Below are 23,399 nucleotides of genomic sequence, written 5' to 3'. Positions count from 1 at the left end.
TCAGGGCTCTGATTGCAGCTCGAACTGCCGTATGTAGGTGGCGAGGATGCTGCAATCATCTGGATCGATGACGGTGAAACGGACGGCCACAAGCTGTTCGCCAGGCTCATCCCAGATACGAACGATGCGACCCACGGCTGAGATTTCTCCAGGTAGCTCATCAAAGTAAAAGGACATATGCAGGACTTCGCCCGCCTGTATCTCGTCGGTACGCCGGAACGAAACGCCGCCCAGTGAGATGTCGCGGCCCTCGGCACGCGAAAGCTGACCCGCATCAGGAGCGGGAATCGCCGATCGGATGGACCTGTACCGCACCCGGAATACCAGATCTGCTCGCGGAAACCGCCTTCTCTCTGACGGGTCCATAGACGGTCCACCTGCGCTCACTCTTGCCCCTCCTGCCGCGCGAAGTCGGAAAACTTCTTGTCTGGATGATCGCGTTTTTTATTGTGAAAATGCGAGCACAATTTTTCTGGATATCGTTGTCGCGCGGCTTTTTAGCGCAGTGACCGAATCCGATACCCTCGAGACCACTCGAAAAGAATAGAGACGATACAGACCGAAAAAAGAGAGAAAGAGTAGAGTCGCAATGGAAAAACAGCATCCCGATATACACAAAGAGATCTCACAGTTCTCGAACTATCTGAAGCAGAAGGGGCTGAAAATCACGAACCAGCGACTGCTCGTCGCAGAAAAGATCTTCACGCTGGGGTCACATTTCACCGTCGACAGCCTGGCCGAAGAGCTCAAGGATCGGCGGGGCGAGATATCAAGAGCGACCATCTATCGCATCGTCTCTTTGCTCGTCGAATCGGGTCAGCTGACCGAGCACGATTTCGGCGCCAGCTCGAAATACTATGAATACATTCCCGCAAGGCAGCATCATGACCACATCGTCTGCCAGGACTGCGGGCATATCGAAGAATTCTACGCTCCGGCCATCGAAAAGATTCAAACCGAGGTGGCCGCCGAGTACCAGTTCGAACTCACCGACCACTCCCTGAACCACTATGGCCGCTGCAAAATCCTCAAAGAAAAAGGCCGCTGCGAGCGGAAAGAAAGCCGGGAGCCCAAGCTCCAGGTCTGAGATTACTCCGTCCGTAGAGCCGCCGGTACGCCCGAAAGAGCATGACCCCGATTCCATCGGCCGGTACATGCTTGATCTGGCTGAGTTCCTGCGCTACCATCAGTATCTCTATTACGTAAAGAACGAACCTGTTCTTGCAGATCGCACCTTCGATCGACTGCTCGACGAGTTGCGCGAACTGGAAGCCAGCCATCCGACGCTTGCGCCCGAGAACTCCCCCACCACAACGGTGGGCTCTGATCTCGAACACGACTTCCCCCGTTTCGAACATAAGATTCGCGTCCTTTCGCTTACGAATACCTACAGCACCGAAGAGGCCATGGAATGGGCCAGGAAGATGCACGATGCCGGCGACGACGTGCGCTTCAATGTGCAATGGAAGGTGGACGGAGCGACCCTTGTTCTTTATTATGAGAAAGGCCGCCTCAAACACGGCGTCACTCGCGGAAGTGGAAACATCGGCGACGATATCACTCCAAATGCAAAGACGATACGCAGCATCCCCGTCGACCTGAAAGAGCCCGTTAACCTCATCGTGCGCGGCGAGGCTTACATGACCTACGCCGATTTCGAACGCTTTAACGAAGAATCGGGTAGCATCTACGCGAATCCGCGCAACCTGACATCGGGATCTCTCAAGCAGAAGAAATCATCCGCTACGGCCAGAAGGCCGATTCGCTGGGTCGCCTTTGATCTGAACTTTATCGATTGGAAATCAGGCGTGCCTGATGCGACCGGTTCCGTATCCACCGATTCCGAAGCACTTGCTTACGGCGCAAAGCTCGGACTGCCTGTATTCGAGCAGAACCGCACCGTTGCTTACGATGAGCTCGAAAAGACAATCGAGATCTTTCGCAAAAAGGCCGATACCGTAGATTTTCCCGTCGATGGGCTTGTGTTGAAAGTGGACGATCGCGAGCTTCGCGAAAAACTCGGATTTACATCGGCCAGCCCTCGCTGGGCCGTCGCTCTGAAATTCGAGCCCGAGATGGCCGAAACGACCGTCGAAGAGATCGAGGTCTTTGTCGGTCGCACGGGTCGGGTAACGCCGCGGGCTCGCCTCACGCCGGTACAGCTGGCCGGCACGACCGTAACCTATGCGACGCTGCATAACGCGGACTATATAGCGCGCCTTGATGTTCGCGTTGGCGCGAGAGTCATCGTCAGCAAGCGCGGCGAGATCATACCGGCCGTCGAAGAGGTCGTCGATCCGGGCTCCGGACCCGCTTATGAATTTCCAGGCGTCTGCCCCTCCTGCAATACGGCTCTGAAACGCGAAGAGGATGTCGTTGATCGATACTGTCCGAATCCCGAATGCGAAGAGAAGCTGATTCATGGCCTGATCTTTTTCTGTGGCCGCAAGCAGATGGATATTGCCGGTCTTGGCGAGAAAACGTTGCGCACGCTCTTTCGCGCCGGGCTGATTCGAACGATCGAAGACATCTACACGTTTGAGAAAAGACGCGAAGACGCCGAAACGATCGAAGGGTTCGGCAAAAAATCCGTTCAGCTCATCGTCGATGGCGTTGCTGAATCCAAGAAAAAGGATATGCGACGACTGCTTCCCGCGCTTGGGCTTCGCGAGATCGGCCCCGCCGTCACAGACATCCTGATTCGCGAAGGATATCGTTCGATAGAAAGGATCTTCGAACTCATCGATGCAAAAGACGCCGAAGAGCGCCTGAACGCCATGCATGGCATCGGCAAAGAAACGGCTTCAGAGATCCTGCGACAGCTGCGCGATAAAAAGACTCGCAAGCGCATCACCGCTCTCCAGAAATTCGGATTGAACTTCAGCGTGCCCGAGCCCGTCGCCGATTCATCAATTAAAAAGATCTTCGCCGGTCAGACGTGGTGCGTTACGGGCAGCTTCGCCCATTTCAAACCTCGCGAGAAGGCGATGGAAGAGGTGGAGCTTCGCGGAGGAAGCACGACGTCGGCCGTCAGTTCAAAGACGACGCATCTGCTTGCAGGCGAGAAGGCGGGCAGTAAACTGCAGAAGGCCGAACAGCTTGGCGTTACCGTCGTCAGCGAAGAAGAATTCATGAAGCTGATCGGCGGCGCATGAGGCGCTGCGCTGTCAACGAAGCGCCGGTCGCCATCGACGCAGATAGCATCGTTACAAGAGGCCAGTAGAGTCCGTTCATTTCGCTGAAGGCCGTTGTTGCCATGCCGACGACCATAGCTGCGACGATGGCCGCCGTTCTTACCGGACGCCGCTCAAGAACAAAGGTCAGCAGTACTCCGATCAACCCGCCATACACGTAATTCATCGATCCCATGGCAAGGCCCAGGAAGTCCCCCTGATACGAACCTTTTGCAATCTCGATAAAGAGAAGGGCCGACAGAACAAAGAGAAGAAGCGAATAGAACGAATACCGGCGCACGGCGTCGGCTTTTGAATCCCTGTTCTCAGCGAGCAATCGCGCAGACAGGTCCTTGATCACCGCCCCCGTCGCATGCATGGCCGAGTCGAGCGTCGACATAGAGGCGGCCAGAACCAGAACAAGAAAAAGGCCTTTGCTCAGCGGGTCGGCCTGACCGATATAGCTGACAAGCGGAGACGTCGCATCAAGAGGCAGCATACTGCGCTTCATAAGAAGACCGGCGAAGGCAAAAAGCAGGATTACGATTGATGCGGCCAATCCAGAGAGAATGAGCGAGCGGCGGGCCTTTGATAGGTCGCGGACGGCGAAAACGCGCTGCAGCATATCCTGATCGGCGCCATGGCTGCCGAGCGTGATCGTTAACCCACCGAGGAACAGAAAGATCGAACCCGATCCGACCGGTGCAAGCGTTGCCGGCACATAGAATCGTATATCGGCTAACGTTCGCACGTCAGCCGGGAAGAACCTCCAGCAGAACCAGAGGCCTGCAAGAAAGAGAATGCTTCCCTGGATCTGATCGGTCAGCACGACGGACTTGAGGCCGCCGGTCAGGCTGTAAAGGCCGGTGATCAACGCGACGACGAGAATCCAGATCGCCACGCCTCCGCCGATCAGAGCGTCGATGGCATAGGCGGCCATATAGAACCGCACGCCGCCCGAGATGTATTTGGCGATAAGATAAACGCCCGAAAGTACCGGTGTGCCGCGAGACGAACTGAGAAAGCCATACAGAGATACGCCCTGAAAGCTGTGAATGCGGCCCAGGATAAAAAAGGCGACGATAACGCGACCGACGACATAACCGGCACAGAGCCAGAGCACGGCCAGATCTTCGCGATAACCGACGGCCGGGAAGATAAGGATCGTCGCCACGGACGTTTCCGTAGCGACGATCGAAATGATCGAGGCCCTTGATCCAATGCCGCGTGAGGCGAAATAAAACGACTCAGCCGTGCCTTCTCTATCGCGGATGCGCAGAATCACGAAAACGAGAAAGAGAAGATAGAGAATGGGTGGAATAAACTCTAACACGTTCACTGTCTGAGGCTATTGTCTGAGGACGTAGTTTTCCATGCGCGACGTGCTCTGCCTGATAAAGAGCCGCTTCTCGGCGTCCACGCCATCAAGCGTTTGATACAGATCGACGAGAATGGCCCGACCCGAATAGTATCCGTGGCCGAGGCCGCCGATGCCAAGAACGGGGGCGTCGATCTCGTTGACGTTGATCATATCGATGCCGTCGATGCGTAGACACATGCCCAGTCGGTAATTCCCGTTCACTTTCTGTGAGGCTACAAGGGCGTTATCACCGGGCGAACAGTAGACGGTGACGCGTCTTGCCGATCGAATCACATCGGCCGCTTCAACGGCGAATTCGCCCGACGGGTAATCGGGAGCATTAAAGATCACCTCGTTCAGGAACTCCGACATCTTCTCTTCGCGCGTAAGCTTCAGTATGGCGGGGATCGCTATCTGATGCCCCATCGAGTGAACGACAAGGTTGACCTTCACGCCTCTTCGTTTTAGCTCTTTGATGACCGAGGCAAGATGCCCGATCGACTCTCGTGCATGCTTCTGATTCTCCAGGTAGGTTCGGTTCATCAATATGCCGTCGAGCAATCCCTCGCCTGAACCGGCCGGCCAGGTGAAGAGGAAGACGGGCTTCTGGTATTTCACGTCATACTTCATCTGCGCGGCGCGAAGAACGGCCTCTTCAAAAGGAACGTTAAAGCCGTGCACGAATAACATCACCTCTTTCGCAGCAGAGGCGGCGTCATAGATCGAATCGCCGGCTCTGTGCTCGTATCCGCCGACCAGAAAATATGACTCGCGATCGGGATTACGATCCTCTGAAACGTCGAGAGCGCCGATCGTATGCTTTGCCGGCACGCTGACCTTACAGACGGCCGTATGCAGTCGATCAGCGGGCAGATTGCGAAAGTAATCTCCGCTGCATGCGGCGATGCGCGATGTTGTGGCTCTGTTTGTGAGCAGATGAACGTCTATGGTGCGGGTCGAGGCCATGGGATCGACGATGCGTTCGTTGATCAACTGACCGACCGTTTTCTGGGCGCAGGCCGTCGAAAGAAGGGCGGTCAGGAGAACACAGACGATCAAGAAGAGGCGTTTCATCCAGCCTGTCGTAAAGCTGCACCCCTTCGGGTCAACGAAAAAGCGGCAAGAGATTGACAGAGAGCCTTCCAGGTCGAAAACGAGCCATGGCAGAGTTCCGGGAAAAAGAGGAAACGGAAGAGCCTGCCCGGCTGCTTGATCCCGAGCGGCTCTCTTTTACTCGAGATGATCCGGAATGGGAGGATCATCTTCGCGCTCTGCTTGCCCGCTCTGACGACTCCGAGCTGAAAAGCTTTGTTTCTGATCTTTATACATCTGATATCGCCCACTTCTTTGAGAAGCTGAGCTTTGAAGAAAGCGACCGACTTTTTAAGTTACTCGACCCTGAAGAACAGGGCCTTCTTCTCCTTGAGCTCGACGACAACATCAAAGAACGCTTCCTCGATCATCTGAGCCATGAAGAACTGGCCACCATCGTCGGTGAGCAGCAATCCGACACGGCCGCCGACATCCTGGGCGAGCTCGACGACGAACAACGCGGACGCATCCTTTCTCGCCTCGATCCCGACGATCGATTCGAGGTAAGCGAGCTGCTCGGCTACCCGGAAGGTACGGCCGGCTCGATCATGGCGCGGGAGTTTGTATCGGTTCTCGAAACCGATACGGTGAAGAAGGCTATCGCCAATGTGCGGCGTATCTCGCGCGAAACCGACGACATCTATAACGTATTCGTCGTCGATAAGGCCGGGCGCTACCGCGGCCACATCTCCCTTCGTCGGCTGATCCTCACCCGTCCGTCGACGCGCGTGAAAAAGATCATGGAAGAGGAGCTACTTCCTCTACCGGCGACGATGGACGTCGAAGAGGTGGCGAACTCCTTCACGCGATACGACTTTATTACGGCGCCCGTCGTCGATGAGCGCGGCGTTCTCATCGGACGCATCACCGCCGACGACATCCTCGAGGTCATGCAGGACGAAGCCTCAGAGGACTTTCTGCGCATGGGCGGCGTCTCGGCCGAAGAGACGCTGAAGACGCCGGTCTGGCGGGCGGCTGCCGTTCGCGTACTCTGGTTGACCATCAACCTGGCCACGGCCTTTCTCGCCGCCTCCATCGTTCGCTTCTTTGAAGATACGATCGAAAAGGTCGTTATCCTGGCCGCTCTTATGCCCATCGTCGCCGGTATGGGCGGCAATGCGGCCTCGCAGACGATGGCCTTTACGATTCGCAATCTGGCGCTCGGCGAAATCTCCAAACAGGGATCACGCCGCGTCGTCTTTCGCGAGATGGGCATCGGGCTCATCAACGGCCTCTCTCTAGGAATCTTTGCCGGCCTTCTTGTCTTTATGCTCACGCACCACGTAATCCTCTCCGGTCTCATCTCGTTCGCTCTGTTCGGGAACATGCTCATAGCGGCCGCCATCGGTTCCTCCGTGCCGATACTGCTTCAGAAATGGAACATCGACCCCGCCATCGGATCAAGCATCTTCGTCACGACATGCACCGATATGGGCGGATTCTTTTTTCTGCTTGGTATGGCACGGCTTCTCCTGCCCTTTCTTCTTTCAGGAATTCAGTAAACCTGCCGGCAAAACAGCCGATTCTGTAGTATGACTCGCAGCACCGCACTTCCCTTTGCCCGTCCCGATATCACCGACGAAGAGAAGGAGGCCGTGCTCCGCGTCCTCGACTCCGGCTGGTTAACGCAGGGAAAAGAAACCGATCTACTTGAAGAGGAGTTTGCCCGCTACACCGGCGCGGCCAACGCCGTAGCCGTGAACTCGGCGACCGCCGCTCTACATCTTGGTCTCGTCGGCATGGGTCTCAAAGGCGGTGAGGCCGTCCTGGTTCCTGCTCTCACCTTTACGGCCACTGCCGAAGTCGTGCATCGCTGCGGAGCGCTGCCTCTGCTTGTCGATGTCGATCCGCAGAGCTATCTCATCACCGTCGAGACGATCGAACGCTTTCTCGATGCCGAATGCCATCGTGACGAACGCGGACTCGTACACACGGCAAGCGGTGCCCGGATTCGCGGCATCATCTGCATGCATTACGGCGGACGCAGCTGCGACCTTGAGGCGCTCCAGGAGCTCTGCCGACGCGAAGGATGGTTCCTCGGTGAAGACGCCGCCCATGCCTTCGGCACGCTGTACCGCGGAACGCCGATCGGTCAGCACGGGGATTTCTGCGCCTTCAGCTTCTATGCTACAAAGAATATGACGACCGGAGAAGGCGGAATGCTGACAACGCCACATGATACGGTCGCACATCGCTGCCGGCGGTTGCGTCTGCACGGCATTGAAACTCCGGCGCATCGCCGTAAGAATTATTATTATGACGTCGTCGACGAAGGATTCAAATACAACCTCTCCGATATTTCAGCGGCCATCGGGCGAGTACAGATGCGTCGTCATGACTCTATGATGATGCGTCGCCGTCGCATCCATGAAACATACAGCGCTCATTTTGCCGGGCTTGAAGGCGTCCGCCCCTGCCCGGATTCCAGCGGCTCGTCGCATCACCTCTATACGATCGAGATCGATCCGGCGTTAAGCGGGCGCGACGATTTTTCGGCCGCCATCGAGTCGCATAACGTAAGAACCGGACTGCATTTTATTCCCCTCTATCGCATGAGCCATTACCGAATTCGCTACGGACGCGAAGAGGCCGGTCTTGAAGAAGATTCCTGGAAGAAGCGTTATCCTGGAAGTGAGCGCATCTTCGAGCGCATCCTTTCGCTACCTATCTATTCGAGTATGTCGGATGATGATATTCAGGATGTCGTGAAGGCCGTGAAAGCGGCGCATGCGACGATGCAGGACGAGCTCCGACAGAAAAACCCAGGCTGAATCTGCCCTCGCCGGCCTCTCCGTCGCCCCGCGCATAGGTGAGCTGTGCAGAAAAGGGCTGGTAGAAGGCGTAGAGTTGCATGTCCAGGGTAACGCCGGCCGTGTTCACCCAGAGATCAGGATAGACGATGTCTTCGTAGGCCTGGCCGGTGGCGATAAATGGCGCAAGCGAGAGAGAGCGCACTCCGATAGAAGGCAACGAAAACCAGTCGTTGCGAGGAATCAGACGACTGCGCCTCTGCCAGATCGGGAATCGGTACTCGAATCTCCAGACCTGAACGGCCCGGCCATAGGGTGAAAGATCAGGATTCAGGCCCGGCAGCTCCGTACTCAGGCGATCGGACTGAATCGTATAATCCTTGCCGTTCAGATAACTGATGCTTCCCGCCAGCACGGGCACGTGATAGTCAAAAAAGAAGGGCAGAAACAGCTCGAATCTTCCCGCGTATCTCTCATACGTTAGCCTCACCGGTTTGCTACCGTCGGCAGCCGGATACCCTCGCGTCCATCCGGCCGGATGATGCGAGCCTTCGATTTCGAAGAAGAATCCCTTCTCAGGGCTGATCGAACGACTGTAACTCTCAAAATAATAGACCTGATAGGTGGCGGCCACGGTTCCAAGATCGATGTTGTCATAGGCGTAGCGAGTCGTTGAAAGCTGCGAGCTATTACGTAACAGAGTCCGCCCGGCAAAAAAGGTCAGTCGGTTTCGAAGAAGCCGGAACTCAAAAAGCATATCTATAGCGAGCTCGCTTTCTTGAAACGAAAAGCGGCGATCACCGAGACAGTAGTTGATGGCGTTACGATTTCGATAGTGCCCACAGTATTCAGGGCTATCGCGATCAAGAGGCATCCCCGCAAAAGATAACGTAAAATCGGGAAAAAGCCGTCTGTAAGCGTACGATGCATAACCGTACGATCGATCCTCATCGTAAAGACCGACGCCCGCTGTCATCTCATGACGCGAAAGAGCGTCATAGCCGGCAAGGCCGGCATTGATATAGGATAACGGCCCTCCGAGCGTTCCGTTCAGGAAAGGCCTGAAAGAAAAGGCGGCGCTATAAGGTTCTGAATCGGGCGCGAATTCAGGCCCTGAAGCCGGGTCGTATTCACGGTCAGAGAGCGTATCGTTATCAATCGGAACGGGCGTAAAAGGACGCCGCACACGATCGAATCCATCTACTTCATCATGGACGAGATCGTTCACAAGAAAGATCTCGTCGCCGTTCTCTGCCTGGCCTATCACGTACAGGCCGCCTTCGGTCATCAAGGGTGATCGAAACCCTGTCAGGCTATGCGTCAGGCGCTTAACTTCTTTCCCGGAAAGGCTGTAGATATCGAAAACGCCGGCTATATCAGAGGCAAAGAGAATACTCGTGCCCGACGCATCGTCGAAAAAAGCTGGAGTCGCGATCGCCGCCTCTGCGCTTAACGCCTCTTCGCAAACGTCCGCCCGACAGATAACAAGCGAATGGCGCGTCGAATCCGGTCGACGGACAACGACGGCGATATCTCCTCCTTTTGATACGGCCGGCTGATACATTCCATACGACATCGGCAGCCTGAGTAAGACCTTTTCTTTTCCCGGAGAGGTGCGTCCCCAGAACGAATACGAGGGATTGCGATCTGGAATGAGCTGAACAAGTTCGACAAACGGATCCAGGCGACGAATATAGGCGATGATACCGGACCGGTTCGCCGTCGGGGCCTCGCGTCGCGCCTCGTCGTCGAATAAACGCCTGCCCTGCCGGTGAAGCTCGTTCTTATAAATCGATCCCGGCAGGTCGGACCGCAGCTCTGACGTAACGGGCGTCGTTCCGTCAAGATAGAAGCCGTTTACGGCATTGGAGCGATAGACAAGGCTTGACCTGAGACCGTCCAGTGAATACAGGCCGGAACTTCGCGATTCCGGGATTGCGAAGTAAACGGGAGACTCGGGCCCGGGACGCAGATACCGCTTCGTGCCTCCATCAAACGTCAATCTCTGCCTGGGGCTAACTCCTTTCTCTGATAGTGAGGACAGTCTCTCAAGAGCCTGACGATGCTCACTGGCGACGAAACGATCGTAGGCCTCTTCCATACCGCCGCAATCCAGAGAGCGCATGCGCCAGTCCGGAAAGAATGCGGGTATATATGACAGGAAAAAGCGATCCATCGCCTCATGCCCGCACGTTTCGCGAAGATAGGCGACAAAACGGCCTCCGAATAGATATGGAACGGCGCCATAAGGCCAGCGCTCCGTTCCCGTCATCGCCTCTTCAAGCGACGGCATACGGTCATGAAGAACAAGCGTATCGCGAATCGCAAGCGTCTGCGGGTCATCGAGCCGTCCGCGACTTCTGCCATCTGCATGGACCCGACTCTCTTCAAATACAGGATAGCCCTCGCTTAACCCATCGGGCGTGAGCAGGTTAGGAGGCAGGCCGACGATCAGGCGAAAGAAAATATTCACAGGCCCGCGATAAGGCCGCAGCGTCAGGATATGCACGTATTCATGTTCGATCAGCTGACGTGTCCAGTCCTCGTATCGGGCGAAATCGTCGGGCTCCGGCCCTGTCATGTACAGGATGATGCGATCCATGCCGTATGTCGTCGCAAAGGCATTGATAAGATCGCTGTTGAATACAAGAACGATGTGAGTGTCGGCAGCGCCGCTCTGAAATCGCGGCTCAAGTCGGGCATGCACTTCTTCGGCGATTCGACCGACGCGCCTGGCGATTGCCGCCTGCTCTATCGGAAAGTGAATCTTGAAATGCTCTGTGCGAAGCGTTCTGTACTGCTCCTTTAGCGGAACCAGCGGAGCGGCATCGACGCTGAAGGACGAGCATAAAAAAGGCGCCACACAGAAAAGCGCCAGGAAAGCGCTTCGTGTGGCGCCTTTTATGACGCCGGTTCGCATCAACGCAGTCGGTCGCCCGGCTTCGCCTGACGATGCGGCACAAACAGCGTGAGCGATTCTCCCTCGCCGGTTGCAAGCAGCATCGCCTCTGAAACGCCGAACTTCATCTTGCGCGGAGCAAGGTTCGCCACGCAGACGACGGTGAGGCCGACTAACTCTTCGGGCTTGTAGGCGACACGAATGCCGGCGAATACGTTGCGTAGCCTTTCTTCGCCGACGTCAAGGCCGATGCGAAGCAGCTTGTCGGCTCCTTCGACAAGCGAGGCCTCGGCGATACGGGCGGCGCGAAGCTCCACCTTACCGAGATCGTCGATGCTGATCAGGCCCGATTCTTCGACCTGAACGGCCGCCTTCTCGGCCTTTTCGGCACTGGCTTTTTTCTCTGTCATGACCTCTCCTGCAGCCTGTTTTTCTGCATCAAGCATGGCCTGAAGCTCCGTATCGGCGATGCGCGAAGCAAGATGTCTGTACGGACGGATCTCATGATTCGCCGGAAGATAAAGCGGATCGTTATGATTCAGATCCTCAAAGAATCCCGTCCACTCCGCAGGCAGAGCGAGCAGCTCGGCCACGCCATCCGCAAAAACCGGAAGCACGGGACGCAGATAATAAGAAAGAATCCAGCCGGCGTTTAAGGCGTCGGTAATGACCTGACGCGTTCCTTCGACGTCGCTTTTCACAAGCTTCCAGGGCTCTCTTGCGGCGACAAAACGATTCACCTCGTCGCCGAGCGATTCGATGATGCGCAATGCCTTATTCGTATTACGATCGGCGTAGGCGGCAATGATCTCGTCTTTGCGCTCAAGAAGCTTTTTGCACAGCTCCCTGCCTTCCGCAGAGGGAGCGGCAGAGAGGCGACGGTCCAGCGTGTCGGCGATTTTCGTGCAGAGCCGTGAGAAGAGATTGGCGAAGTTGCCGACGACGGCAGAGTTATACTTCGCCAGAAAGTCGACTCCTGAAAGATCGAGATCGTCAAGGTTAGGCCCGAGCCGCGATGCGTAGAAATAACGCAGCGCTTGCGGATCCAGATGTTTTAAATACGTCTCGGCGCGGATCAACGTTCCGCGTGATTTCGACATCTTTTCGCCGTTTATCGTGAGGAAGCCATGCACGAATACGGCCGTCGGCGGACGGAATCCGCCGGCCTTCAGCATTGCCGGCCAGAACAGCGTATGAAAGTAAACGATATCTTTGCCGATGAAGTGATAGACCTCGGTCTCTTCGCTCTTCCAGAATCGGTCGAATAACTCGGGCCTTCCCGTCGAGCGGAAGTAATTCAAAGCCGACGCCATATAACCCACCGGAGCATCGAGCCATACATAGAAGTATTTATTCTTCTCGCCTGGAATCTCGAAACCGAAGTATGGCCCGTCGCGGCTGATATCCCAGTCGCGCAGCCCCTGCTCCATCCATTCCTGCATCTTGCGACGCACACCTTCATCGACGCGGCCCTGCATCCAGCTCTGCAGATACTCCTGAAAGTCACCGAGTTTGAAGAAAAGATGCGCCTCTTCTTTTGAAACGGGCGCAGTACCGCATACGGCGCAGCGCGGTTCTTTCAGATCCTCCGGCCTGTAAGCCGAGCCGCATACCTCGCAGGAATCTCCGTATTGATCGGCGGTGCCGCATTTCGGGCAGATGCCTTTGACGAAACGGTCGGGCAAAAACATCTTATCGTTCTCGCAGTATAACTGCCGCACATCGCGACGAGCAATATGCCCTTTCTCTTTCGCGCTGAGATAGATGGCCGAAGCAAGCTCTTTATTCTCGGGAGAATTCGTCGTATAATAGTTATCAAATCTTACGCCGAAGGCGGTCAGATCGCGGTAGTGTTCTTTCTGCACTTCGCCGACAAGCTCTTCGGGCGTGATGCCGCGCTTCTTTGCCGCAAGCATCACCGCCGTACCATGTGTGTCGTCGGCGCAAAAGTAATATGCCTCACGTCCGTTCATGCGCTGAAAGCGCACCCAGATATCAGTCTGAATATACTCCACAAGATGGCCGAGATGAATCGGCCCGTTCGCATACGGCAGAGCGGATGTAACAAGCACCGCTTTCGACGAAGTCTGATCGGCCATCAGGGATTCCAGATGCGGGCGTTCTGAGCCGGGAGTCGGGTCTTTCGCCATTCCATCCAGGAACCGAGGAAGACCTCAACATGCCTGTAGTTACATTCCTGAAAGAGGAAGGCCATCATCGAGGCGCGAGCGCCGTTGAAGTCATAGAGGATGGTCGGACGTTCGGGAATCAATCCCGCCGCTCGAAGCTCGCGACCCACTTCAACACGCGAGCGAATATTACCGGCTTCGTCATAGATCAATCGCCAGTCATAGTTCACCGACCCTGGAATACGACCGCAACGCGAACCGGGTTCCGGAGTTACAAGGCGTGGAAGAGTTCCTTCGTATTCTTCTGGCGATCGCACATCGACGAGCTGCACGCGGGTCAGGTTCGTCTGCACGTGGCTGATGGGCACGATGCCGCGAAAGTTGATCGGCGACTTCAGCTCCTGTTCGAGCAAAACCTCTTTTCCCGGGCCGAGATCAGAGGAATCCAGATCAGAGAAACGCCGACCGAGAATCATCACGTTTTTCATGCCGGCGCTTTTCAAAACCCAGGCCATCTTGCCGGCAAACATGCCCATACCTTCATCAAAGATAAGGACGCTCTTTTTATCCTCTGCCAGCTTCTGAATCGATTTCACAAAGCCCGATAGCTTCAGCATCGAATTCGGACCGGAACCATGCGCCTTGCGAATGCTCGCCGCGCTGTATGCTCCGCGAATCGTCGACACGGCAAAGGCCTCTTCGCCGCGACAATCCAGCAGAAGGGCATCTTCCTCAATCTCTGCGGTGAGGAAGCCCCAGCCCAGCTTTACACCCTGTTCACTCATCGTTTTCATCTTTACTTAGCACTCCGATCCTGCCAGGCAATTTTTTTTGGCTCTGTTTTCCGGCAAAAAAAAAGTAAACACAAACGGCAAAGAGACAATAAAAAATGAAGCATCGGTTCTTTCAGTTGACAGCGCCCGGCTGAGACCTCTGTTTTCGACGAACATGCAATCAAAAAACATCATCCCTTTTCTGCTTCTATTCTCTCTTTTCAGCTTCTCGCTGAACTGCTCGGGCAAAGGCCCGTTTCCCGAGTCAGACGTCCGGGATCTGCACCTGGTCATCGATGCCGGCTCCTCGGGGACGCGCTTCTGCCTGTATCGCATGCAGTTTACGTCCTCGTCATCAAACAGCTGCAAGATCAAGCAGGGCGAATGTCGCTCCGTTGTGGCCGATGACGGACTTGCCGCTTTACCCCCTGAAAAGGCAAAAGAGGCCTTGCGAGGTGGATTTGCCTCTCTTACAGAAGCACAGAAGAATCGCATCGTCCATGTCAGCCTTCTTGGCACAGGAGGCTTTCGACGTCTCAGTTCCTCTGCACAGAAAACTGCCATGACGGGCCTTGCCGAGGCCATCTTTGAAACTGGCCTGCCGGCCACCGTGCGCGTCATCAGCGGAGAGGAAGAGGCCCTGCTTGCCTGGCGCAGCATTCACTCCGAAACAGGATCGAACTCGCATGCCATCATCGAAACAGGAGGAGCAACGGTGCAGGTTGCCACAGGCACCGATGGTCGGGTAAATCGCAGTATCAGCCTGCCGCTCGGCATGAACGAAACACGCAGCCATCTCAAGAAAGAATCCGCCTGCTTCAGCGCGCCCTCTGCGGACCGCTTTGATACCTGTAAGAGAGAGCTTCTACCGCTGCTTGGCCCTCTGAGGCAATGGACTGTTCCCGAACGGAATACCTATGGACTTGGAAATCCCTATGCGGCCATCTTCAAGCAGCTTGACCGTGACGAAATCAGGCGCACCGATATCGATGCGCGCGGACGGCTTCTTTGTGCATCCGATAGTGAGCAGATGGCGGAGTACGGAATCGCCGCAGAACACCAAAAGCTGACCTGTTACCTCTTCGCCTTTCATTCGGCACAGCTTGAGCTGCTTGGCGTCGAGAGCGTGCAGAAAGGCTCGGGCTCCTGGCCGCCAGGAGCCGCCCTCTCGCCCGAGTTCTTCCCGAGCTGCAGGTAAGGGCACTCGGTGAGAACTTGCTGCGGGGGCCGGGCTTCAGTCACAGGCCCTGAGATGCAAGATCTGAGGCCCGAACGCAAAACCGGAACCTGTCCGAATCAGGTTCTTATTCAGAGCGCCTCTTTGAGCACGGCGTTTCTACGACTCCAGTAACGGCGATAGAGCGGACGCATGGGCGGGGCGATGCTTTTCAGCCGATCCCGTACTCTTTCTTTCCAGAGCGAGAGCAGTCGAAAGTGTTCGCTGAAAGCAATTTCGCTCAGCGATGCAACATTGGATTCGCTGCCGTCCGTAAAGCGTCGTTCCGCTGCATCACGCTCGGGCAACACAAGCGGAGCGAGCTCGGCGTACGATGCCAGGATGCGACGGTGCAGGCCTTCATGCTGCCACCAGAGAGAGCGGTCTTCCACACGGCCTGGAGTGGCCCATCCCGTCTCTGTCGGACGATCGGGAGCATCGGCCTCGATACCAAGCAGATGCTTCGCAGAGGGCGGCGCCACAGGTTTGAAAAGCGAGATGCAGGGGGACGACGTGCCGGTGGCGAAGATCGTCTGTAAACCCTGTTTGCCGACCTCGACGACAAGGGAGGCCGTCGTCTGGCTTGGCGTAAGAAGCCCCGACGCATGCAGGCATAGCGAACCCATGCCCGTTCGTGAAGGATCATTCGGATGCTGTGGGTTATGCGAACGCAGAACGGCCATTGCCTCCTGCACTGAGAAACCGCTGCGTGCCAGTGTGGAGCTTCTCTGCTCGCTGAGCGAACGGCGCACGCGGCACTTGCCCATCGTCGTATAAAAGGTATCAGAGAAAACGCCGGCAAAATGCATGGGCTGCGATTTCCTACGTAACCCATCTTTCAGCGTTCGGTCGGCCAGCTCCTTCGAGCTGAGATCAAAATCTTCGCCGATTGTCAGGCCGTTTGAGATGGCATAATAGCCATCGAATTGTTTTGAGGCCCAGTAGCGCCCTGCCGTTTCAAGGACCCGCGCCGTCTTCCCGTCGGCGATTAAAAAGCTATTATCATAGAACATGTTGCGGTCTTCGTAGCCGCCGCACGCATCCTGACCATATTCTTCAAGAAGCGATGTGATGACCTCGACTGCCTGATCCGTCGTTTTCGCCCGTTCCAGCGCCAGCCGGATTAAATCCATACCCGTCAGACCGTCGTTCTTCTTTTTGCGAGGCAGCTTCGTGAATACGGCCTCGTTGCCGATAACAAGGCCGTGCTCGTTCAGTCCCATCTCGGCGCCAAACATATGAAAGGGACGACAGAGCAGGACGGCATGTGCGTCGGCGTCGGGAATCTCGATAAAGGTCAGCCGGCGCTTTGCCTGCGCTCTGCGCGGACCGTGCACCTCAAGAGACTGCGATTCATTCGGCTCCCTGTCGGAGTTTTTACCGAAGATCATATTCCCACTGGACGTGAAGGAGCCCGTGGCCACAAAGGTATCACACATAGGATGATCCTGCCCTTCAGGCCTTCTGCGGGCAAGCGAAATCCGAGCACTTCCAGACTGCGTATGAACAGCGAAAACTTCGAAAAACCCGAGAGCCGAATGAAAGAAGAGCCCGTTCTGCCGGCCGCGCAGAAAGAGCCGCGACTCATTCATTCCGATCCCGATTTTCTTATATTCTACAAGCCTGAAGATCTATCGTTCTACGAAGACGGTAAGAAGCACGATCTTCTCAAGGCCATACGGCGCATGGAAGAAGAAGGGCGCATTCCCGAGGGAGAACGTCTCTTTCCCGTTCATCGCCTCGATCGGATAACGTCCGGGCTTTTGCTTTTCGCTCGCGGGCGCAACAACGCCAATCTGCTCGGCAATGAGTTCCGGCATAACCGCATTCATAAAGTCTATGTAGCGCTGTCGCTGCATCCGCCTAAAAAGCGTCACGGCTTCATCGAAGGCGATATCGTAAAAAGCCGGCGCGGCACCTACAAGCTTGCGCATACGATGGAGTTTCCTTCGCGCACACGGTTTACAAGCCGTTCGATTCCCGATCGCCGTCCCGGGATGCGTCTCTTTCTGGTGAAGCCTGAAACGGGAAAAACTCATCAGGTCAGGGTCATCCTGAAAAGCCTGGGCTCGCCCATTCTCGGCGATCCTTTCTACGATCGTTTCGACGCCGCTCGAGCCGAGGATCGCACGTATCTGCATGCGCTCGCCCTTTCCTTTCGTCTTGGCAATAAAGAGCATCGCTTCTTTCATCTGCCCGAATCCGGAGCGGAGTATCTTACGCCACAGTTTTCACAGACGCTTGCATCGTTCGGCGACGTCTTCCAGATAAAATGGCCGGGCAAAGAGACCGTTGCCGTGGACCCGTCTGTTCGCAGGGCCGATGCAAGACATACCGGCTTCCCGGTAAGGGGAAAGACAACGGGCCGCCAGGACGCTACGGAACGCCCAACCGGAGCCAGAAAGTCCCGGCCCGGACGTCGGGAAAGACGGTCAAGAAATCACTGATTCTGCCGTTACGTAAGTGTGAGGCTTGTACTTGCACTTCTGCTCGGCATAGCGGCGACGTCGCTGTCGGCGCGTTCGTATCCGCCGGCCTATGATGCGCCTGCAAGCGTGCGCGCCTGGCAGGAGCTTGCAAAGGACGATCGCTACCGCATCCTCACCGTCGAGCCCTTCGAAGACAGGCCTTACCGACCCTATGCTCCATCGACAGAGCTGGCCGACATCCGCTACCTCTATGACTCGAGCGACGAAGAGGCCTTTCGATTTGAATCCATGCTCACCGGGCAGGAGCGCGAGAGCCGTCGCAGCCTGCTTGTGATGACCTCGTTCACCGTTCCGGGGCGTCAGATCTTTCAATTTAAGCCTATCGAACCCATCCGCATCGAAGGGCAGCCTTACAGACTGGCCGTCTGGGTGCGCAGTCAGGAATACCTGCACCGCCTGGAGTTTCTGTTCCGCAATGCAGACGGCCGCCTGATCAGGGTCGATGCCGGCCGTCTTTACTGGAAGGGCTGGCGACGCCTCGATCTGACGCTGCCGGCGGAGTTACACCGCATGGGCCGGCGCATCACACACCGCACCGGAGCCGCTTTTGAGGGCATTGTGATCTACTCGCACCCCAAGTCCGATCCTGGAGCCATATCTCTGCAGTTTGATAGCCTGCTCATTCTCAGCGACTTCTCGGGGCTCCGGTATCCAGGCGGAGAAGTCGTCGACGAATGGTGATTTTTCTCGGGTGGGATCATTTTTTTGAAAAAAAGACGCCTGTCATGCGTATCTATTCGTGAAGCATGTTCACAGCACCTTTCGCTCTCTCCTATGCTGGGTTTAAATGCCCCGCCAAGAAACCAACTGGTCGGTTTTGATTTTGGCTTGAGCTTATTCAAAGCCGATCAGAGGTGGAAGAAAGGTACTGAGAAGTCTCAGGGGCTCTTTTGAGTTCCCCGCTTCTCCTTGAGTTTTCGCACCTCCGGACCCGGCCCAGGCCGGGTCCTTTTTTTAGATCTCGACGGGATTCGAGTTGGCCTGACTGGGTTTCTCTATCCCCGCCCGGAAAGGATTTAGTCCACGAAAAACACGAAGGTCACGAAAAATACCAATGCTGAATTTTGCTGCAAAAAGGTTTTTCTCTTTTGCGGAGAATTCACTGGAGCCTCTGAGAAATGACCTGTGAATTTCTGTGCTCGAGGTTCGCGTATTTCGCGATTTTCGTGCCTTTCGTGGACAACAAATTCTTTTAAGGGAGCCGCAAACTCCCGTAGTATACATGATCTTTCGAGCCAATAACGATCGCCAACAAAACCAACGATTATTGCTCTTAAAGATTTCTCTGCGTCCTCAGAGCACTCTGTGGTAAACTCTAAACCCTCTCGTCGCTTCTGTGGTTAACCCTATGGCCATTTTTACCGCCCTACAGCGATCTCGTCTGATTCAAGGATCTTTACAGACGGCGAAAATTCGGAATCAAGAGCCGACTCTACCATACACCGGGCTACGACATCGGACTGAATCGGACGATAGCGACGCAGTCCGCCGATCAGAAAAGGCGAGAGAAGCGGAGCTACAAGCTGGCCCAGGCTTTCGCCCGTTCTGGATTCCTGTCGATCTCCAAGCAGCAGAGAAGGACGCAGTATGACAAGCTGCTCGAAGCCCATCGCCTGCAAGGCCTGCTCCACCTCGCCCTTTACCCGGTTATAGAAGATCGACGACTTCGCATCAGAGCCGAGAGCCGTAATGACAACACAGCGTCGTGCCCCAGATTGTCGGGCTTTCTGTGCTACGGTTAACACAAGGTCATAGTCCACCTGCCGAAAGGCCTGCTGTGATCCGGCTTTTTTTATGGTCGTTCCAAGGGCGATACAGACGACATCTATGTTCGGCAAGGTAGTCTGTTCGAGCGAATCAAGGGCGATGCGCTGCACGCCAGACGGAGCCGGCTTTCGCAGTATGGAATAGAGCTCGCTGCGTCGAGGATCGGCAAGCAGTAGCTGCGTTGCTGCAGTGCCGACCAGGCCACTTCCGCCGGCCATCAAGACATTCCATTTTTTCATACAACGCTCCTTTCAGTTTCATGCTCTAACTTCACTATAGAACCGATAAAAGACGATTGCAGGAAATCTTCCGTATCACAGAAAGAGCTGCCTCAAACTTCGAGTTGACTTACTCCGGTCATCGGATCGTCGCGATCGAAGCAATCATCTTGCTTATGAACGACGACATGCCCTGTTGCGGATCAGGCATCCCCTCGAAGCGCAGCGACATTATCATCCATTCGATTCGTAAAGATCCGGGCACCTATCTGACCGTATACGAGTGCGAATGTTCGAAATGCAAACGACAGTGGACCGTGCAGCTTGCCGGCGGTTTTGCCGAGCAGAGCTATGTCTGGGAGCCGGCCGAGGATTAGCCCGGTCTGGCTTCTCATCATATCAGGATCAGGTATGGCAGCCCGTGCATCGCTCATCGTGTCTCAGCTCTTAACGACCGAACGTAACAGTCCTGGAAGCCCGCGCAGGCCAAGTACGACGGCGGCCGCTCCGTAACCGCCCATCAGGGCGCCGGCAAAGCCCGGAGAGGAGGCGTCGGCTCCGGTAAGATATACGCCATCAACAGGAGTGCGCACGCCCATCCAGTCACGACGAAAACGATCGGGCGTGCAGGGGATGCCGTAGATCTGACCGGCGGCATGATTAGCGAAGTGCTCGTTTGTTACGGGTGTGGATAACTCAGTATAGGCGACAAGCGAACGGAATCCGGGGATATGCCTCTCGGCAAAGTCCAGCATCGAATCGGTTAACTGTGATTTCAGTTTCTGATATTCTTCGTCTCGGTTCTTCCAGGGCTGCGTCGCCCATTTCTTGAACGGCTCATAGTCGACGAAACAGATGATTTCAGCCGTCGGTTTATGCGCCTTCGCGTCTTTCAGAGAGGGAAAGCTGATGTAGGCGCCGGCCGGCCGTCCTTCGAGGATTTCGTTTCGGCGGGCAAAGCTATCTTCATGATCGAAGCCCGTGTAGATCCAGTAGTTCTCGCCCTTTACGCCGAGTTTTTCGGGGCTGTCGTTCAGCCCGACATAAAGCGTGAGGTTACTGAGGCCAGTATCGCGATAGGCGACATCGACCTCCGCTCGCATCGTTTCAGGAATATGATCGCGAAGAAGACGTGTGTAGGTCGTATGGGCGCCGGCATCAGAGATGATGACAGGAGCGAAGAACTCATGCTCGCCTTTTTCTTCGTTGCCCTGGATTTCCATCGCCCGCACCCCGCAGGCCCTGCCGTCTTTCATGAGAATGTCGCGCACCTCATGGCAGAGAAGCACCTCGCCGCCCTGCTCTTTTATCGACGGGATGATGCTTGCCGCGATGGTTCCGGATCCTCCGACGGGATAAAAGCCTCCGTCGAAGTAATGGGTAACGATGAGCGCATGAATGACGAAGGCGCTGCGCGAAGGCGGCAGGCCATAATCGCCCCACTGCGACGTGAGCACGGCCTTGAGCGCCGGATCGCGAAAGTGCGTATCCATGTACTCGCCGGTCGTCATCAAAGCCGACTTGATGCCCGCCGAGCGAAGCGGAGAGGCAATCTTTTCAAGTAGAGGCGGCATGTTCTTCATCGTCACATGCATGCCGAACCATCCGGCCATTTTCTTGACGTCATCGAAGTACTGCTCGATCGCCGCCTTCTCATCGGGAAAGCGTGCGATCAGGTCAGACCGGAATCGTTCCTCGGGATGATATACGTCAAACGTCAGGCCCGGATAGACAAAGCGTTCGAACGGATTGGCCATCGGCTGCCACTGCACCTTGCCGTCGGTTATGAAATCGGTAAGATGACGCAGCATGCCGCCTTCCTGCATGCCGCCGATATAGTGAATACCCACATCCCACAGATAATCATGGCGCTTGAAAATATGGGTGAAGCCGCCGGCCTTGAAGTGTCTTTCAAGAACAAGAACGCGCTTCTTGCCGATGCGCGAAAGTAGCGACGCTACGGCAAGACCTCCGATACCTGAACCGATGACGATCGCATCATAGCTTTTCTCTACTGGCAGCTTCATAGCGAGGTAAGATGCAGCATGAGACGCCGCTGTCAATCGCCTTTCACGGAGAAATCTAATCTTTAAACCGCCGCAACATCAGTCTTTTATCTCGATTACATGAAAGCCGCCATTTTCAATATCAGAGGACGTGTAGCCGTTCTGCGTTTTTATTTTTCCCGTAATCAGAACCTTCCCGTCACTTGAGAGAAAGTAATCCTCGGCGGCAAGCAGCATCGTCGCCCCGGGAAAGATCATCTTCAAGGGAATCGTCTTCAGCTTCTGCAAGGTCTTTCTATCATGCACGGCCACACCCGATTTCGAAAAGACAAACAGCTTATCCTTCGTCGGATTGGTCGTGATCAGGAATATGGAAACGCCCGAGAATACGGGAGTCGATTGGGCACCCGTATCAAGATCATAGCCATACAGCATACCGGTCTGATTGCTACCGATGACGAGCCTGTTATACATGCGGTCCACATAGCGTCCGTAGGCCGTCACCGGAATCGGCACGCGAAGAGCCTTGCCTGTTTCAAGAGAAATGACAAAGCCTTCGGCCTGGGGATTGACGAGAAAGCCCGCCTTCGGTGTGTTCAATTCGTCATACTCCCAGGCAAGGACCGTCTTACCATCGGGCGTTACCTCGGCCTGCAACGAATAACCGTCGAAGCCGAGAATGTTCTTATCGCGGACGCTGGCCTCGATCTCAAACTGCTGCAGATCTTCGCCTGCTCCGGCGATCGTAATACGAAACTGTCCTCGCGTCCGTCCCTCCGGCGTGATCGTTTTATAAAAGTAGACGGGCTCCTGCCAGACCGTTCTTCGGCCGGTGATGCCGATCAATTCATCGTTCGTCGCCGGAAGAGGCGCCGTTTCAATCAAGCGTCTGCCTTTGAGATCGAACGTATAAAGGGCTGCGTGATTGACCTGGACAATGTAATCTTCAGTGTTCAGGAATTTGCGCGTGCTGCCGCAGTACCATCTCTCATGCTCTTTCGCAAAAAGAGCGATCTCGTCGCTTCCGGGGCAACGAGGAGATCCCTCGTTCTTTAACCGGTAACGGGTCGTTCGGATTAAAACGGTGACCGTCTCTTTATCACGATCGAAGAAGACGGGTGTCGAGTCTTTTAGATCCCACAGCCGATTCTCGTTGTATAACTTCCAGCGCTCCTTGCCTACCGCATTCGGCGGCGCTTCCATTCCTGCCATTTCAAAGAGCTTCACCCGGTGCAGTCGTCGGGTTTGCGTATCAAACATACAGAAGCCGGCGTAGCCATCCGAAAAAGAAGCCACATCGGGTATGACCTGCAACGGTTGAAGGGCTCGACATGCGTCGATCGTCTGAACGATCTGAAACGTCTGTGCCGGCAGAGAAAACGGCGTAAGCAAAAGAAGATAGAGAGGGACCCATTTCATGGCAGATAGGGTAAGATATGATGTCAGGATGTCAATAGTTTCTGTAAGATGAAGATAATGACACCGACCTTAATGATCCAATAATCAATACCGAAATGGTGGGACAAA

At 55.4% G+C, this 23,399-nt stretch carries 18 protein-coding genes; 8 read left to right on the top strand and 10 right to left on the bottom strand.

Going from position 1 to position 23,399, the window contains the following annotated elements; all coding sequences use genetic code 11:
• Positions 1–387 (bottom strand): PilZ domain-containing protein, encoded by a 387-nt coding sequence (locus LEPIL_RS06415; protein ID WP_143464722.1) that lies wholly within the window; start codon positions 385–387, stop codon positions 1–3.
• A 202-nt stretch (positions 388–589) separates the two neighbouring features.
• On the opposite strand from LEPIL_RS06415, the gene LEPIL_RS06410 reads away from it, so the two are divergent.
• Both LEPIL_RS06410 and ligA read left to right on the top strand, forming a co-directional pair.
• Positions 590–1,087 carry a Fur family transcriptional regulator gene (locus LEPIL_RS06410; RefSeq protein WP_002771050.1) on the top strand — a complete coding sequence of 166 codons (498 nt, stop codon included), beginning with the start codon at positions 590–592 and terminating at the stop codon, positions 1,085–1,087.
• A 67-nt stretch (positions 1,088–1,154) separates the two neighbouring features.
• On the top strand, positions 1,155–3,155 hold the full coding sequence (gene ligA, locus LEPIL_RS06405) for an NAD-dependent DNA ligase LigA (RefSeq protein WP_002771049.1): 2,001 nt from the start codon (positions 1,155–1,157) through the stop codon (positions 3,153–3,155).
• Here the strand turns inward: ligA and LEPIL_RS06400 are convergent.
• Together LEPIL_RS06400 and LEPIL_RS06395 are read right to left on the bottom strand one after the other, a co-directional pair.
• Positions 3,130–4,512 (bottom strand): sodium:solute symporter family transporter, encoded by a 1,383-nt coding sequence (locus LEPIL_RS06400; protein WP_002771047.1) that lies wholly within the window; start codon positions 4,510–4,512, stop codon positions 3,130–3,132. The two genes, ligA and LEPIL_RS06400, sit on opposite strands and share 26 nt — an antisense overlap.
• Before the next feature lie 9 nt (positions 4,513–4,521).
• A complete protein-coding gene (locus tag LEPIL_RS06395) occupies positions 4,522–5,607 on the bottom strand; it encodes an alpha/beta hydrolase (protein ID WP_002771045.1) in 1,086 nt (361 codons plus the stop codon).
• Positions 5,608–5,693: 86 nt separating this feature from the next.
• Here LEPIL_RS06395 and mgtE point away from each other — a divergent pair, with 86 nt between their 5' ends.
• Together mgtE and LEPIL_RS22855 are read left to right on the top strand one after the other, a co-directional pair.
• Positions 5,694–7,127 carry a magnesium transporter gene (mgtE, locus tag LEPIL_RS06390; protein ID WP_002771044.1) on the top strand — a complete coding sequence of 478 codons (1,434 nt, stop codon included), beginning with the start codon at positions 5,694–5,696 and terminating at the stop codon, positions 7,125–7,127.
• Positions 7,128–7,157: 30 nt separating this feature from the next.
• Entirely contained in the window at positions 7,158–8,396 is a 1,239-nt protein-coding gene (locus tag LEPIL_RS22855; protein WP_002771043.1) for a DegT/DnrJ/EryC1/StrS family aminotransferase, read from the top strand.
• Here LEPIL_RS22855 and LEPIL_RS06380 read toward each other — a convergent pair.
• From LEPIL_RS06380 to LEPIL_RS06370, 3 genes are read right to left on the bottom strand one after another with little or no spacing between them, the layout of a single operon-like run.
• On the bottom strand, positions 8,290–11,295 hold the full coding sequence (locus LEPIL_RS06380) for a hypothetical protein (protein WP_002771042.1): 3,006 nt from the start codon (positions 11,293–11,295) through the stop codon (positions 8,290–8,292). The genes LEPIL_RS22855 and LEPIL_RS06380 overlap by 107 nt on opposite strands.
• Positions 11,295–13,373: a methionine--tRNA ligase gene (metG, locus tag LEPIL_RS06375; protein ID WP_040918371.1), complete on the bottom strand. Its 2,079-nt coding sequence runs from the start codon at positions 13,371–13,373 to the stop codon at positions 11,295–11,297. The genes LEPIL_RS06380 and metG overlap by 1 nt, the downstream gene beginning before the upstream one ends.
• Positions 13,373–14,197 (bottom strand): sulfurtransferase, encoded by an 825-nt coding sequence (locus LEPIL_RS06370; protein WP_002771040.1) that lies wholly within the window; start codon positions 14,195–14,197, stop codon positions 13,373–13,375. Before LEPIL_RS06370 ends, metG begins: the two co-directional genes overlap by 1 nt.
• A gap of 154 nt (positions 14,198–14,351) precedes the next feature.
• Between LEPIL_RS06370 and LEPIL_RS06365 the strand changes: the two genes are divergently transcribed.
• On the top strand, positions 14,352–15,374 hold the full coding sequence (locus LEPIL_RS06365; protein ID WP_143464721.1) for a Ppx/GppA phosphatase family protein: 1,023 nt from the start codon (positions 14,352–14,354) through the stop codon (positions 15,372–15,374).
• Positions 15,375–15,484: 110 nt separating this feature from the next.
• Here LEPIL_RS06365 and LEPIL_RS06360 read toward each other — a convergent pair whose 3' ends face one another.
• Positions 15,485–16,831: a carcinine hydrolase/isopenicillin-N N-acyltransferase family protein gene (locus LEPIL_RS06360; protein ID WP_002771038.1), complete on the bottom strand. Its 1,347-nt coding sequence runs from the start codon at positions 16,829–16,831 to the stop codon at positions 15,485–15,487.
• A 63-nt stretch (positions 16,832–16,894) separates the two neighbouring features.
• Between LEPIL_RS06360 and LEPIL_RS06355 the strand changes: the two genes are divergently transcribed.
• Together LEPIL_RS06355 and LEPIL_RS06350 are read left to right on the top strand one after the other, a co-directional pair.
• Positions 16,895–17,839 carry a pseudouridine synthase gene (locus LEPIL_RS06355; RefSeq protein WP_002771037.1) on the top strand — a complete coding sequence of 315 codons (945 nt, stop codon included), beginning with the start codon at positions 16,895–16,897 and terminating at the stop codon, positions 17,837–17,839.
• Positions 17,840–17,857: 18 nt separating this feature from the next.
• Positions 17,858–18,562 carry a flagellar filament outer layer protein FlaA gene (locus tag LEPIL_RS06350; RefSeq protein ID WP_002771035.1) on the top strand — a complete coding sequence of 235 codons (705 nt, stop codon included), beginning with the start codon at positions 17,858–17,860 and terminating at the stop codon, positions 18,560–18,562.
• A gap of 677 nt (positions 18,563–19,239) precedes the next feature.
• Here LEPIL_RS06350 and LEPIL_RS06345 read toward each other — a convergent pair.
• Positions 19,240–19,887: a Rossmann-fold NAD(P)-binding domain-containing protein gene (locus tag LEPIL_RS06345; RefSeq protein WP_002771033.1), complete on the bottom strand. Its 648-nt coding sequence runs from the start codon at positions 19,885–19,887 to the stop codon at positions 19,240–19,242.
• A 155-nt stretch (positions 19,888–20,042) separates the two neighbouring features.
• Here LEPIL_RS06345 and LEPIL_RS06340 point away from each other — a divergent pair, with 155 nt between their 5' ends.
• Complete coding sequence (locus tag LEPIL_RS06340; protein WP_143464720.1) at positions 20,043–20,243, top strand: hypothetical protein; 201 nt, start codon at positions 20,043–20,045, stop codon at positions 20,241–20,243.
• A gap of 63 nt (positions 20,244–20,306) precedes the next feature.
• Here the strand turns inward: LEPIL_RS06340 and LEPIL_RS06335 are convergent, their stop codons facing one another.
• Complete coding sequence (locus LEPIL_RS06335) at positions 20,307–21,893, bottom strand: phytoene desaturase family protein (protein WP_002771030.1); 1,587 nt, start codon at positions 21,891–21,893, stop codon at positions 20,307–20,309.
• A 78-nt stretch (positions 21,894–21,971) separates the two neighbouring features.
• Positions 21,972–23,291, bottom strand: coding sequence for a YncE family protein (locus LEPIL_RS06330; RefSeq protein ID WP_002771028.1), 1,320 nt, complete (start codon positions 23,289–23,291; stop codon positions 21,972–21,974).
• Between the last annotated feature and the right edge of the window lie 108 nt (positions 23,292–23,399).

The organism is Leptonema illini DSM 21528, from assembly GCF_000243335.1.
Classification (GTDB): domain Bacteria; phylum Spirochaetota; class Leptospiria; order Leptospirales; family Leptonemataceae; genus Leptonema; species Leptonema illini.
This window is presented reverse-complemented; position numbering and strand designations above follow the sequence as displayed.

Coding starts and splice junctions, on each gene's coding strand:
- LEPIL_RS06410 (WP_002771050.1), top strand. CDS start 590: ATGGAAAAACAGCATCCCGATATACACAAAGAGATCTCACAGTTCTCG.
- LEPIL_RS06360 (WP_002771038.1), bottom strand. CDS start 16,831: ATGTGTGATACCTTTGTGGCCACGGGCTCCTTCACGTCCAGTGGGAAT.
- LEPIL_RS22855 (WP_002771043.1), top strand. CDS start 7,158: ATGACTCGCAGCACCGCACTTCCCTTTGCCCGTCCCGATATCACCGAC.
- LEPIL_RS06340 (WP_143464720.1), top strand. CDS start 20,043: ATGAACGACGACATGCCCTGTTGCGGATCAGGCATCCCCTCGAAGCGC.
- LEPIL_RS06395 (WP_002771045.1), bottom strand. CDS start 5,607: ATGAAACGCCTCTTCTTGATCGTCTGTGTTCTCCTGACCGCCCTTCTT.
- ligA (WP_002771049.1), top strand. CDS start 1,155: ATGCTTGATCTGGCTGAGTTCCTGCGCTACCATCAGTATCTCTATTAC.
- LEPIL_RS06380 (WP_002771042.1), bottom strand. CDS start 11,295: ATGCGAACCGGCGTCATAAAAGGCGCCACACGAAGCGCTTTCCTGGCG.
- LEPIL_RS06345 (WP_002771033.1), bottom strand. CDS start 19,887: ATGAAAAAATGGAATGTCTTGATGGCCGGCGGAAGTGGCCTGGTCGGC.
- metG (WP_040918371.1), bottom strand. CDS start 13,373: ATGGCCGATCAGACTTCGTCGAAAGCGGTGCTTGTTACATCCGCTCTG.
- LEPIL_RS06355 (WP_002771037.1), top strand. CDS start 16,895: ATGAACAGCGAAAACTTCGAAAAACCCGAGAGCCGAATGAAAGAAGAG.
- LEPIL_RS06335 (WP_002771030.1), bottom strand. CDS start 21,893: ATGAAGCTGCCAGTAGAGAAAAGCTATGATGCGATCGTCATCGGTTCA.
- LEPIL_RS06330 (WP_002771028.1), bottom strand. CDS start 23,291: ATGAAATGGGTCCCTCTCTATCTTCTTTTGCTTACGCCGTTTTCTCTG.
- LEPIL_RS06365 (WP_143464721.1), top strand. CDS start 14,352: ATGCAATCAAAAAACATCATCCCTTTTCTGCTTCTATTCTCTCTTTTC.
- LEPIL_RS06370 (WP_002771040.1), bottom strand. CDS start 14,197: ATGAAAACGATGAGTGAACAGGGTGTAAAGCTGGGCTGGGGCTTCCTC.
- mgtE (WP_002771044.1), top strand. CDS start 5,694: ATGGCAGAGTTCCGGGAAAAAGAGGAAACGGAAGAGCCTGCCCGGCTG.